The sequence below is a fragment of the Acidobacteriota bacterium genome (genome assembly GCA_009861545.1).
GTDB lineage: Bacteria > Acidobacteriota > Vicinamibacteria > Vicinamibacterales > UBA8438 > WTFV01.
This window is the reverse complement of sequence record VXME01000042.1, coordinates 92153-105315: the sequence shown is the minus strand read 5'-3', so window position 1 is coordinate 105315 and position 13163 is coordinate 92153. Positions and strand designations below refer to the sequence as shown.

11 protein-coding genes are annotated in these 13163 nt (G+C 70.0%); 1 reads left to right on the top strand and 10 read right to left on the bottom strand.

All coding sequences use genetic code 11. The features are described from left to right. Nucleotides 1-10 precede the first annotated feature (10 nt). The 10 genes from F4X11_06780 to F4X11_06735 all read right to left on the bottom strand — a co-directional run bounded on the left by F4X11_06780 (nt 11) and on the right by F4X11_06735 (nt 12457). Nucleotides 11-1291, bottom strand: coding sequence for an ammonium transporter (locus F4X11_06780; protein MYN64718.1), 1281 nt, complete (start codon nt 1289-1291; stop codon nt 11-13). Between the two features lie 97 nt (nt 1292-1388). After that, on the bottom strand, nt 1389-2363 hold the full coding sequence (locus F4X11_06775) for an alpha-E domain-containing protein (GenBank protein MYN64717.1): 975 nt from the start codon (nt 2361-2363) through the stop codon (nt 1389-1391). 1 nt (nt 2364) lies between these two features. Beyond that, nucleotides 2365-3798, bottom strand: coding sequence for a circularly permuted type 2 ATP-grasp protein (locus tag F4X11_06770; protein ID MYN64716.1), 1434 nt, complete (start codon nt 3796-3798; stop codon nt 2365-2367). A 168-nt stretch (nt 3799-3966) separates the two neighbouring features. Continuing rightward, nucleotides 3967-6945: a TRAP transporter fused permease subunit gene (locus tag F4X11_06765; GenBank protein ID MYN64715.1), complete on the bottom strand. Its 2979-nt coding sequence runs from the start codon at nt 6943-6945 to the stop codon at nt 3967-3969. Nucleotides 6946-7006: 61 nt separating this feature from the next. Continuing rightward, the gene (locus F4X11_06760) at nt 7007-7360 is read right to left on the bottom strand and encodes a hypothetical protein (protein MYN64714.1); all 354 of its coding nucleotides are present in this window, start codon (nt 7358-7360) and stop codon (nt 7007-7009) included. Further along, nucleotides 7357-8787: a phenylacetate--CoA ligase gene (locus F4X11_06755; GenBank protein MYN64713.1), complete on the bottom strand. Its 1431-nt coding sequence runs from the start codon at nt 8785-8787 to the stop codon at nt 7357-7359. The genes F4X11_06760 and F4X11_06755 overlap by 4 nt, the downstream gene beginning before the upstream one ends. Beyond that, a complete protein-coding gene (locus tag F4X11_06750) occupies nt 8784-9215 on the bottom strand; it encodes an acyl-CoA thioesterase (protein MYN64712.1) in 432 nt (143 codons plus the stop codon). Before F4X11_06750 ends, F4X11_06755 begins: the two co-directional genes overlap by 4 nt. Nucleotides 9216-9292: 77 nt before the next feature. Further along, complete coding sequence (locus F4X11_06745; protein MYN64711.1) at nt 9293-10552, bottom strand: NAD(P)/FAD-dependent oxidoreductase; 1260 nt, start codon at nt 10550-10552, stop codon at nt 9293-9295. Nucleotides 10553-10557: 5 nt separating this feature from the next. Continuing rightward, complete coding sequence (locus F4X11_06740; protein MYN64710.1) at nt 10558-11109, bottom strand: hypothetical protein; 552 nt, start codon at nt 11107-11109, stop codon at nt 10558-10560. Between the two features lies 1 nt (nt 11110). After that, a complete protein-coding gene (locus F4X11_06735; protein ID MYN64709.1) occupies nt 11111-12457 on the bottom strand; it encodes a coproporphyrinogen III oxidase family protein in 1347 nt (448 codons plus the stop codon). Between F4X11_06735 and F4X11_06730 the strand changes: the two genes are divergently transcribed. Beyond that, nucleotides 12456-13133 (top strand): Uma2 family endonuclease, encoded by a 678-nt coding sequence (locus F4X11_06730; protein MYN64708.1) that lies wholly within the window; start codon nt 12456-12458, stop codon nt 13131-13133. The two genes, F4X11_06735 and F4X11_06730, sit on opposite strands and share 2 nt — an antisense overlap. Nucleotides 13134-13163: the final 30 nt, after the last annotated feature.

Sequence of the window (13163 nt, the reverse complement as noted above, 5' to 3'; positions counted from 1 at the left end):
GGTCTCGAATCTACTCGTCGTCCCGTTCCGGCATGATCACGAATTCGGGGTAGGCGTCGATACCCAGCTCCGCCACGTCCTGACCCATCTGCTCGACCTTGTGGGACACGCGCACGCCCATGGTCTTCTCGAGCGCCAGCCATGTCAGCCACGACGTGGCGAATGCGAACGCGCCGATGGAGACCACCCCGAGCAACTGCACGCCGATGTCGGATCCGGCGGCGATGATCGTGGCTATCGTACCCCAGGCGCCCGCGAAGAGGTGAGCGGGAACGGCCCCCACCACGTCGTCGACCTTGAGCTTCTCCAGAAGCCTGATGGCCGCGGTGCAGATGATGGCGCCGACCGCGCCGATCACGATTGCCCAGTAGTGACTGGTGATGTCCGGACCCGCGGTGATCGAGACGAGACCCGCTATTGCGCCGTTGAGGCCGGCGAGCAGATCGACGCGCCCGAGGATCGGCCGCGAAACGGCGATGGCCGCGATGACGCCGGCCGCGCCGGCCAGGTTGGTGTTGACCAGAACATGGCTCATCGCGAGCACGTCGGCTGCGCTTCCGAGGGCGAGCTGGGAACCGCCGTTGAAGCCGAACCAGCCGAACCACAGGATGAACACGCCCAGGGTGACCACGGGAATGTTGGACGGGGGCGTGCTCGTGACCGTGCCGTCCTTGCGGAACTTGTTGTGCCGCGGGCCGACGACCAGCGCGCCGGCCAGCGCGGCGCAGCCGCCCGTGCCGTGCACGATGGTGGAACCGGCGAAGTCCTGGAAGCCCATCTGGCTCAGCCAGCCGCCGCCCCACGTCCAGGCGCCGACGACCGGGTAGATGAACGCGGTCAGCACCAGGGTGAAGACGAAGAACGACCAGAGCTTGACCCGTTCGGCAAGCGCGCCGGAGACGATCGAGGCCGCGGTCGCCACGAACACCATCTGGAAGAACCAGTCCGACATGACCGCGTAGCCGGTGGCGATCACCGCCTCCCGCGCCCCTTCCACGCCCGCCAGCAGCGCGAGCTCGTCGGCCGACGGCGTACGAAGAAAGCTGAAGGAGCCGATCAGGCTGCCCACGTCGACGTACATCAGGTTGTAGCCGACGACGTAGTAGGCGATTCCCGCGACCGAGTACAGGCCGATGTTCTTCAGGCAGATGACCGATGCGTTCTTGGTGCGCACCGAGCCGGACTCGAGCATGGTGAAGCCGGCCGCCATCCACATCACCAGCGCGCCCCAGAGCAGAAACGAAAACGTGTTGAAAATGAACTGCAGTTCGCTGCTCGTCAACTCGTTCATGCGTTACCTCCTGGTTCGGGGCCGACAGCAGGCCGGCGCCGGTTGTCCAAGGCCGCTGCCAGCCGTGGAGTGCAACGGCGCGTGGGAGTCCGGCACGTCAGCGCACCGGCGCACCGTCGGTATCGTAGCCGACATGCGCGGCCATCACGAGATCGTGCAGGGCGCAGCAGCCTCCCTCCAGTTGCCGCAGCCGCGCCGCTCGATCCGGCAGGCTCGGTGCGGACGGCCACGGCTGGTTGACGTTGGACGCCAGGTCTCCGGCGCACCGGCGGGCGGCGCCGCAGGGACCGGGACCGAGTGCGAGGGCGCCCAGCGTGGCCGCCGCCGCGTCGACGGCGGTGCAGAGGGAGCGTGGCAGCCGCGCATCCTCCACGAGCAGATCCAGTACGCGCGCCGGGCGAATCTCCACCCCGTAGCGTCCCCTGTAGGTGTCGAAGGCCTGGCAGATCCACAGCAGGCTCGTCCACTCCCGGTCGCCCGCTTCCGGGTTCGCACGCACGCCCTCGAGATGCGCGAGCAGCAGGGCGATCGTGAACTGGGCGCGCTCGACGAGACGTCCGAGCTGCAGGAAGCGCCAGCCGTCGTCGCGGTACAACGTGGTGTCCGCCACGCCGGCGAACAGGTTCATCTCGCGCGCCATGTCCGCGTAGTAGCTCTCGGGTGCGGCCTTCCAGATGTCCTCGATGCGCCGCGTGCCGAGACGCAGCCAGGCCAGGTTGAGGCACGTCCACATCTCGCCGCTGATGCAGTGGCGCATCTGGCGCGCGTTCTCGCGGCCGTTCGAGAAGCTGTTCAGGACCGAGCCCGGATTCGCGCGCTCGAAGGTGAGGTCGTCGGCCAGCGTGTACGAATCGGCCAGGGCGTAGTCGTCTTCGCTCTCCGTCACGCCGACGGCGGGGCCCGGCGGGCGCCTGCCGAGGGCGCCATAGATCCGGCGCCAGCCGAAGTTGATCTCGCGCACGGGCCGGTCCACCAGGGCGCCCATCTGCTCGCGCAGCAGACGGCAGAGGTCTTCCGTCCGCTCGATGTGGCGGCCCAGCCAGTACAGACCCTCCGCGCTGCGCGCCAGCATCTCAGGACTCCAGCACCCACACGTCCTTGCCGCCGCCGCCCTGGCTCGAGTTCACGACGATGCTGCCCCGGCGGAGCGCCACCCGGCAGAAGGCGCCCGGCACGATGCGCGTCTCCCGGCCCCGGAGCACGAAAGGGCGCAGGTCGACGTGCCGCGGCTCGAGCCGCCCGTCGATCAGGCACGGAGCCCGCGAGAGCGACAGTATCTCCTGCGAGATGAAGTCGGCCGGATTGGCCCGCATCTCCGCGGCGTAGGCCTCGCGCTCGGCCGGCGCGGCCTGCGGACCCACCAGCATGCCGTAGCCGCCCGCCTCCCCGACCCGCTTCACGATGAGGCGGTCGAGATTGTCGAGCGTGTACTCGAGGTCCTCGGGCCGGCGGCAGATCCGCGTCGGCACGTTCGCGAGGATCGGTTCCTCGCCCAGGTAGTAGCGGATCAGATCCGGCACCCAGGCGTACACGCTCTTGTCGTCGGCCACGCCGGTCCCCGGCGCGTTCGCCAACGTGACGTTGCCGAGCCGGTGGGCCTGCAGCAGACCCGGCACGCCGAGCATCGAGTCGGAACGGAAGACCTGGGGATCGAGGAAGTCGTCGTCCACGCGCCGGTAGATCACGTCGACCCGCCGCAGCCCCTCCGTCGTGCGCATGTAGACGAAGCCGTTCCGCGTCAGCAGGTCGCGGCCCTCCACCAGCTCCGCGCCCAGCTCGCGGGCCAGGAACATGTGCTCGTAGAAGGCCGCGTTCCACACGCCGGGCGTCAGCAGCGCGATGCACGGATCGGACCGGTTCGGCGGGGCCAGCTCGCGCAGGGTCGCCAGCAGCAGATCGCCGTAGTGCTCGACCTCCCGGACCCGGCAGCGCCGGTAGAGCCGGCGCAGGCTGGACTTCACCGCCTTGCGGTTGGCGATCATGTAGGAGACGCCGGACGGCACGCGCAGGTTGTCCTCCAGCACGATGAACCCGTCGTTCGTGCGCACGACGTCGGTGCCGCAGATCGCCACCCACGTGCCGTGCGGCGGAGAGGCGCCGCGCATCTGGGGGCGGTACTGGGGGCAGCCCCGCACCATCTCTTCGGGAATGACGCCGTCCGCGAGTGCGCGGCATTCGCCGTAGACGTCGCACAGGAAGCGGTTCAGGGCGAGGATGCGCTGGGCGAGGCCGGCCTCGAGCTCCCGCCATTCGGCCGCGGCCAGAATGCGGGGCAGGCAGTCGATCGGGATGATCCGCTCGTCGGCCTCGCCGTCCCCGTAGACGGTGAACGTGATGCCCTCGTTGAGGAACGAGCGGGTGACCCGTTCCTGAATCTCCCCGAGCTCCGCTCCCGAGGTCTCTGCGAGGGCGTCGTGGAGGGTCCGGCAGTGCTGCCGCGGTGTGCCGTCGGGCAGCAGTACCTCGTCGTAGAACTCGGCTTCGAGCCGGTAGTCGCTGAAGTCCATCCGCGCGGACTCTCGATGTCGTCGGTCGCCGCGAACCGCGCGACGTCCTCGTGGGGCAGGACCATCGCGCGCCCCGCGCCAGTGTGGCACGTGTGGTCACGAACGGCAACCCTTCACGCCGGCCCCCTGCCGCCGCGGGAGCCAGTCGATCCGGAAGTCCCCGCCGCTCTACGGAGCAGACTTCCGGGTCGACTCCCGGTTGGCGGCCAGCACGCCGCCGAAGAGCGCGACGCCGGCCACGTCGAGGAGGGGGATTCCGAACCCGGCCAGCTCCACGGAGGGTCCCGGCGCCAGGAGCAGCGCCGCGGCGCCGAAGATGGCCAGACGCGGGCCGAGCGCCAGCGGGTTCCGCAACTGTCCGGCGATTCCCGCGGCGAAGCAGGTGACGCCGAGCGTGGCGATCGCGACCGGCAGCAGCATCTGCACCCAGCCGGCCGGTTCGCCGGAGGCGGTCAGCATCAGCAGTTCGGGCCGGTAGATGAACATGTAGGGCAGCGTGAAGCCGACCAGCGCGAAGCGGAACGCGGCGAGCCCGGTCGGCATGATGCGCGTGCCGGCGATGGAGGACGCGGCATAGGCGGCCAGCGCCACCGGCGGCGTCACCATCGACATCATCCCGAAGTAGAAGATGAACAGGTGCGCGGCCAGCGGGATGACGCCGAGGTTGCCGAGCACCGGGCCGATCAGCGTGGCCATCAGCAGGTAGCAGACCGCCGACGGCAGCCCCATGCCCAGGACGATCGACGAGATCATGATCAGGACGAGGGCGAGGAACAGGCTCTGCTCGGCCAGCGGGATGATCGTCGCGGGCAGACGGGTCCCGATCCCGGTCAGCGTGACGATGCCGATGATGATGCCGACGCACGCCGCGGCGGCCACCAGCGGCACGACGCCGCGCGCCGCGGTGACGAGGCTCAGGATCGTGAAGCGCCAGTCGAGCCGGGTCGCCTTGCTCACGCTGCTGACCGCGATGATCACGACCAGCGACAGGGTGACGGCGCGGAACGCCGTGTAGCCGAGCACCAGGAACAGGATGAGGCTGCCGAGCGCCGAGGCGAAGACGATTCCCGCCGCACGCGACCGCGCCGCGGCATCGGGCGTCTCGTCGCCGGCCGGCGCCGTTGCGGCCGGCGTCTCCCCGGTCGCGATCGACATCCGCTGCGCGTGGAAGTGCACGATGAGGATCAGCGACAGGTAGTACAGGAGCGCGGGAATGAGCGCCGCCCGGATGATCTCCAGGTAGGTCACCGGCGGGTCGACGATCTCCAGCATCATGTAGGCGCCCGCGCCCATCACGGGCGGCATCAGCGCCCCGCCCGAGCTGGCCGCCGCCTGCACGCCGGCCGCGGTCACCGGCTGGAAGCCGGCGCTGCGCATCATCGGGATGGTGAACGTTCCGGTGGTCGCGGTGTTGGCGACGGCGCTGCCGGAGAGGGATCCCATCAGGCCGCTGCTCAGCACCGCCACCTTCGCGGGACCGCCGGAGCTGCGCCCGAACACCCGCTCGGCGAAATCCACGATGAACCGCGTCGCCCCGGTCGCCTCCAGAAACGCACCGAAGATGACGAACAGGAAGACGTAGGTGAACATCACGCCGAGCGCCACGCCGAAGATCCCCTGGCTGTGCAGGAACGTCTGCGCCACGATGCGCGGGACGGTGTAGCCGCGGTGCGGGAACAGCCAGTCGGGGAACGCCGACCCGAACAGCGCGTAGAGGATGAACGCCGCGGCCAGCAGCGGCAGGGCCAGGCCGAGCGCGCGCCGGGCCGCCTCGATCACCAGCAGCAGGCCGAGGAGGCCGATGGCGGTGTCGAACGTCGTCTCGAAGCCGGCCCGGTTCCCCAGCGTCTGCCCATCGACCCACCACGCCGCGAACAGCGGATCGGTCTGCACGACGATGTAGCCGCAGCAGGCCGCGGCCAGCACGGCCAGCACGATGTCGCCGGCCCGGGCGCGCGGGTCGTCCTTCAGGGACGGATGGATCGGGACGTTCAGAAAGCAGAGCGCCAGCCCCACCAGCGCGAAGAACGCCAGGCGGCTCTGCGGCGCCAGCAGCGGGTAGTTGACCTCGACCAGCGTGAAGGCGCACAGCAGCACGCCGAGCGTGCCGGTCGCCAGGAGCCGAAGGTCGCGCGGTGGAGTGTCCGGCGTCACGGCGCGGCCTGTTGCGGCCAGATCCCGGCCTCTTCGTAGAAGCGAATCGCGCCGGGATGGAACTCCGTTCCGGTGTCGCGCACCACGTTGTTCGGGTTGATGGCGCGTCCGGCGGCGTGCTTCTCGACGACCAGCTCCCGGTTCTCGTAGAGCAGCCTCGTCCAGTTGTAGACGAGCTCGTCCGGGGCGCCGGCCGACGTGATGACGTGCATCGAGCCGACGTCGAGCCCCTCGAACGCCGCGGCCTGCCCGCGGTAGGTCTCGGCCGGGATGCTGGCCGGTCGGAAGAAGAGGTACTCGTCGATCAGCGCCTGCTTCTCGTCGTCGCCGTACGGGATGAAGGTGAGCTCCATCGAGGCGGCGGCCTGGGTGATCGACGCGGTGGGCACGGCGCCGCCGAGGAAGGTGGCGTCGGCCGAGCCGTCGGTCAGCATGTCGACGGCGGCCTGCTGCGTCGCGTTGAGCGGCGAGAAGTCGTCGTAGGTCACCCCGTGCGCCTCGAGCAGCGGGCCGACGAAGTACTCGAAGCCGGCGCCCGCCGGCCCGACGCTGACGCGCCGGTCGCGCAGGTCGTCGATGCTCGTGATGCCGGACGATGCCTGGGTCACGAACAGCGCGACATTGGGCGCCAGGGTCATGACCGAGCGGACCGGGTAGGCGCGGTCCCAGCCCTCGCTGCCGCGGACTGCGAAATAGGTGATGGCGGCGTTCGACAACGCGAAGTCGAGCTCGCCGCTCGCGAGCCGCCGGATGTTCTCCTGCGATCCGCTCGTAGCCTCGGCGGTCACGCTGTAGCCGAGGTTGCCGCCGGTCTCGTTGACCACCTCCGCGAGCGCGCTGCCGACGACGAAGAACGCGCCGCCGGGCGGCGCGGTGCCCATGCTGAGGAACTGGCGCGCCGGCGCGCTGTCGCCGGCCCCGCCGCTTTCGCCCCCACCGCCGCAGGCGGCAACCGTGCCTGCCAGAACGGCGAGCACCACCATGACCGGCCACCGAGTGTTGGATCGACGCAAGAAACTGTCCTCCTTGAACCCGCCCATGCTACTACGCTTCCTCATCGCGGGCCGAAGATCGACAGCAGGTGGCCGTCCGGATCCCGGAAATTCGCCGCCCACGAGTCGCCGGTGACGTTGGCCGGCTCGCGCAGGAACTCGACGCCCCTGTCCTTCAGCGCCGCGTAGGCGGCGCCCACGCTCGCCACCGCCAGCACGACTTCGAGTGGACCCGGCTGCTCGGCCAGCCTGGCGTGCGCGGTGCTGAGGCAGAGCGTGACCGGTCCGGTCTCCAGAAATACGAAGCCGGGAATCTCCTGCTTGACGGCGAGCCCCAGCTTGTCCCGATAGAACGCGCGCGAACGGTCCAGATCCGACGCGCCCAGCATGATGTTGGCGATGCCGGTGATGGTCATGTGTCCTCCTGGCCGGTCCGGACGGAAGCGGCCGACTGTGGGTTTCCGGCGGGCGCGGTCGGATCGGCCGGCGGCGTCCCGCGATCCACGACGAAGCGGCGCGCCTTCATCTCGAAGCGCGGGAGCGTCCCGGCCGCGACGGGCGTGACCGGCACGGTGAGGCCGAGGGCCTCGCGCAGGCGGCTCGCGGCGACCGCGGCGACCGCGGCGGGGTCTGCCGCATCCGCTATCTCCACCTCGACGGCGATGCCCCGCAGCGACCCCGCCGTTCGTACCGTGCTGCGGTACTCGACCACGGGCTCGATGGCGCGCAGCACGGCCTCCACCGCCGCCGGATAGACGTTGACGCCGCGCACGTTCACCATGTCGTCCGCCCGCGCCACCACGCCGCCGGCGAGCCGCGCGAGCGTCCTGCCGCAGGCGCAGCGCTCGCGGGTCCGGACCACGAGGTCGCGCGTCCGGTAGCGGATGACCGGGCTTGCGGTCCGTCCGAGATTCGTGACCACCAGCTCGCCCCGCACGCCGTCCGCCGCCGGCTCCCCCGTGTCGGGATCGATCACCTCGGCGATGAACTCCCGTTCGTTGACGTGCAGAAAGCCGGGCGCCTGCAGGCACTCGAAGCTGATCGGACCGACCTCGGTCAGCCCGTGATGGTCGATCACCCGCGCCCCCCAGCCGCGCTCGATCCGCTCGCGGGTCGCCGGGATGCTGCCGCCGGGCTCGCCGGCGACGATGATGATGCGAACCGGACCGGCGGCCGGCGCCTCGCGCCCTCCCGCACCCCGCGCCACGTCCAGCAGTCGCAACGCGTAGGTCGGGGTGCAGCACATCACCGTCGGGGCCAGGGTCTCGATCGAGGCCAGTCGCTGCCCGCTCGTCATGCCGCCGGCCGGAATCGCATGCGCCCCGATCTGCGTCGCCGCGTCGAATCCCGTCCAGAAGCCGAGGAACGGCCCGAACGAGAAGGGGAAGAACACGCGGTCGCGGGCCGTGACACCCGCCGCGCGATACACCGCCTTCCAGCACTCCAGCATCCACTGCCAGGTCGCCGGCGTATCGATCCAGCGCAGCGGCTGGCCGGTCGTCGACGACGTCTGGTGGTAGCGGGTGTAGTGCCCGAGCGGTTCGGTCAGCGCCGTTCCCCAGGGCGGCGACGCGGCCTGGTCGGCCACCAGCTCGGCTTTCGTGGTGAACGGCAGCGCGGCCAGATCCCGGGGGAACGCGAGCTTGCCGATATCGACGCGGGCGCGGGAGAACTTGCGGTCGTAGAAGGGATTCCGGCCCCGCAGAGCACGGAGAAGAGTCGTGAGCCGTTCGGCCTGCAGCGCCTCGATCGCGGCGCGCGGTTCGCACTCGCCTTCCGGTGCGTGGATCGGCGTCCCCGTCGTCTGCGTGGGGTCCGGCGCGTTGCCGTGGTCGGCGGTCATGCGTCGGGGAGCGGCGGCGCGACTTCGAAACGACCGGCGATCTCGTGCGGAATCACCGTCGATCGCAGCGGGGCGTCCGCGTGTCTGGCGATGCAGGCGATGGTGAGGCTGCCGGTGGCAACCGCGGTCGCGTCCTTCGTCACGTGCGCGGTGTAGCGGATCGACCGCGCGCCGATGGCGGCAATCCGGATGAGCACCTCGAATTCGTCCTCGAACTGCAGCGGCCGGTGGAAGTCGAACGAGGCCGCGACGCGCGGGAAGCCGACCGCGGCGCCCGGCGCCGCGATGCTCAGGCCGGCGGCGCGCCACAACGCATGCTCGGCCTCCTCCATGTAGCGGTAGAACCAGGAGAAATGGACGATGCCGGCGGTATCGGTCTCGTAGAACTGCACCCGGCGCTTCAGCCGGTACTCGCTGATCACCGGCACATTCTATGCCGCGCCGTCGGGACGCACTCGCCCCGCCTCGCCGCAGGCGCCGCGTCGCCCTGTCTGCGCGCGGCAGCTCACGGGCGGGCGCCGGCCGGTTGCGCGACCTCCGGCTGCGACGTCCGCGCGGAGAACTCGCGGAGCGCGTCGAACAGCGGCCCGAGATCGGCGAACACGTTGCCGACGAGAGCGTCCACCAGTCGCGGGTGCAGGTCCGGGTGGGCGCGGATGAAGTCCCGGAAGCTGAACGTCTGGTTGTAGAACGAGAGCACGAGCTGCCGGAACTGGTCCAGCGCCCAGCGCATGTCCCGCTCGTACTCCACGAACGTCTCGGCCGTCACGCCCCCGGCGTCGAGGCCGCGGTGGACGGCGTCGGCCGCCATCTCGCCGCTCTTGAGCGCCATGAACACGCCGGTGGAGAAGACCGGATCGAGGAACGAGAACGCGTCGCCGGCCAGGCAGAAGCCGTCGCCGCCGATCGCCTCGGCGCGGTAGCTGAACTCGCCGGTCACCCGCACCGGCTCGATGCGCGTCCCCGTGCTCAGGTGATCGGCGATCCAGATGCAGTCGGCCGCCTCGCGCGCGAAGATCGCCTCCGGGTCGCGCGTGTCCCGGTACAGGTAGTCCGCCTCGGCCACGACCCCGACGCTGACCACGTCGTCCGGAAGGGGGATGTACCAGAACCAGCCCTTTTCCGGGATGTAGGCGACGGTCGTCGCGCCCTCGTCGAGGCCGGGGTCGCGCTTCGCGCCGCGGTAGTAGGTGAAGATGGAGATCTTCGTGAGGTCCGGGTCGCGCCGCTTCCAGCCGAGCTTCGAGGCGAGGAACGTGTCCCGGCCGGAGGCGTCGATGACCGCGTCCGCGCGGAACGTCTCCGAGCCGCCATCGGCGCCCTGCACCCGGACCCCCACGGCGCGGTCGCCCTCCATCAGCAGCTCGCGGACCGTCGCGCCCTGCCGGACCTCTGCCCCCTTCGCTCGCGCGTTGTCGAGGAGCATGCGGTCGAAATCGCTCCGCAGCACCTGCCAGGTCGTCGAGCAGGGATGCTCGATGGTCTCGAAGAAGTAGAACGGCTGCGACACCTTGCCGGTGGTCGAGACGAACTGCACGCTGTACTTCTTCGGGCAGGCGGCCTGCTCGAACCAGTCGAGCACCCCCAGCCGCTCGAACGTGAACCACGTATACGGCATCAGCGATTCGCCGATGTGATGCCGCGGGAAGGCGTCGCGCTCGAGAACCGCCACGCGCCGCCCGTGCTGCGCCAGCACGGTTCCCGCCGTGGCTCCCGCCGGGCCGCCGCCGATGACGATGCAGTCGTAGCGCTCGCCCGTGTCCATGCCGTTCATCGTAATACGAGCGGCAGCACCTCGACGATGTCGCCGATCCTGGCGCCCTTTCGGACGACCTCGGTGCGCCGGCCGTAGAGCACGCGCGGCTCGCGCATCCAGAAGACGCCCATCATCTCGGGGTTCGGGGTGACGGCGAGGAACGCCTTGACGCGGCTCCGGTACTCGAAGCGCCCGTCGCGGAGAATGCGTCCGAGCGGCACCTCGTTCTCCAGGATCTGGCGGCGGATCCCGTCGTCGAACGCATCGAGCCGCATCCGGATCGCCCCCATCTCGACCGGCTGGCCGGCGTACTCCTGCACCAGCAGGACGCGGCGGAAATAGGAACCGCCCTCGGTGAAGGTCGACAGCGGCCGCAGCACCACGCGCCCGCCGAAATGGCGCTCGAGGGTCAGCGTCATGTCGATGTCGTGCACGAGCAGCGAACGGTAGGGGAGCGGGATGTCGTCCGGCCGGACCACCTCCACCCGCGGCACCTCGATGCCGGCCCGCTCGTAGACCAGGTCGAGCGGGTAGAGGAGGCCGCCTTCCGGCGATTCGTCCGGCATCCTACGTGTAGCGGATGTCGGTGTGCGCCGGCAGGAAGAAGCGGGGCAGCAGGCTGTCCACGCGCAGCAGGCCCTCGCGCGACAACCGGACCCGTTCCGGCGACGAGTCGGCCAGGTAGCCGTCGGAAGCCAACGACGCGAACGGGTCCGTGAACCGCTCCCGCACGTCGACGCCGTACTTGTCGCGGAAGTAGGCCGGGCGGATGGAGCCGAGCTTGAGCTGCAGCACGAGCTCGCGAATCAGGCGTTCCTCGTCGGTCGGCCGGTAGGCCCGGTTGAGCGGGATGCGTCCTTCCTCGATCGCCTGCGCGTAGGCGCCCCAGGAGTCGAGGTTCTGCATGTGGACGCCGTTGACGTGCCCGAACGACGCCACGCCGAGGCCCGCGAGGTCCGCGCCCTGCCAGAGCCGGTCGCGGTACACGAAGCTCGTGCGGCCGGGGTGCTTCACGGCCGTGTAGGCGCTGCCCACCGTGTAGCCGGCTCGTTCCAGCGCGGCGAACGCCTCGTCCACCCAGCGGCGCTTCGTCGCCCAGGGGGCGACGGTCTCCTGAAACTGTCCGTTGCCGTGCAGTCGGTCGCTGCTGATGGTGGTGTTGAAGGGCAGCTCCATCTGGTAGATGGTCACGCTGTCCGGATCGAGCGCCACGGTCCTGTCGACGGCATGCTGCCATTTCTCGTCGGTCTCGCCGAGCATGCCCGCGATCAGGTCGATGTTGATCTGCGGGAAGTCGATCGAGCGGGCGAACTCGTAGGCCCGGAAGATCTCGGCCGACCGGTGCGCGCGGCCGTTCAGTTCCAGTACGTGGTCGTCGAAGTGCTCGACGCCGAGACTGAGCCGCGTCACGCCCATGTCGCGGATGGCGCGCAGCTTCGGCTCGGTCAGCGTACCCGGCTCGCACTCGAACGTGATCTCGCTCGCGTCCGACCAGGGGCTGACGGCCGAGAGCCGGTCGACCAGGCCGCGGAGCTGCCGCACCGAGAGGAACGACGGCGTGCCGCCCCCGAAGTAGATGAAGTCGAGCGGGCGTCCGGCGATGGCCGGCTGCCCGGCGTACAGCTCCCACTCGCGGCCCAGCACGTCGAGGTACGACTGCACCTCGGCCGCGTTCTTGTCCGTATAGACCCGAAAGTAGCAGAAGTGGCAGCGCTTGCGGCAGAACGGGATGTGCAGGTACAGCCCGAGCGGGACGTCTTTCGCGCCGGGCGTGGCTAGCGCGGGCCGGGCCGCACCGGCGACCGCGTCGGTCGTCCAGGTGGAGAACGGCGGGTAGTTGGCGACGAAGTAGCTCCCGACCTCCGTATCGCTGGGGGCCGTCGCTGCCGCTGCCGCTTCGCTCATAGCGTTCATGATAGCAGCCCGCTGCGCCGTGCACGGGGACGCCGGTTCCCCGTCGCCGCCCGGATCTCCGTCCCGAGCGCTTGCCCCGGCACGCGCTTCGCATGCAGGCGGCGGTGATAGCATGGCGCCCATGCAGGACGTGCAGCCGCGCTTCGGCTACCGCGACCTTCTGGTCATGCCGGAGGACGGGCGCCGCTACGAGATCCACGGAGGAGCGCTCGTCGTGGTTCCGTCGCCGCTGCCGTGCCACCAGATCGCGGTCACCGAGCTCGTTACGCTGTTGTGCGAGTACGGGCGCAGGTCGGGTGGCATCGCACTGGCCGCGCCGCTCGACATCGTGCTGGACGAGCACGACGTGGTGCAACCGGACGTTGTCTTCTTCCGGGCTTCGCGGCGCCACCTGGTGCAGCCGTACGCGGCGACCCGCGTGGCGCCGGACATCGCTGTCGAGGTGCTCTCGCCTTCCACGGCATCGGTCGACCGTGGTCGCAAGATGCGCATTTTCGCGCGCTACGGCGTTCCGGAGTACTGGATCGTCGACCCGGTCCGGCTGGAGATCGAAGTGCACGTTCTCGAGGACGGTGCCTATCGTCGCGCGCAGCTCGCAACCGGAGTAGACACCGTGCGCTCCGTTCTTCTCCCGGACCTGTCGTTCCCCGCCGCCGGCATCTTTCCGTTCGCGTAGGTTTCTGGTTCGGCCTCCCGTCGTGTATCC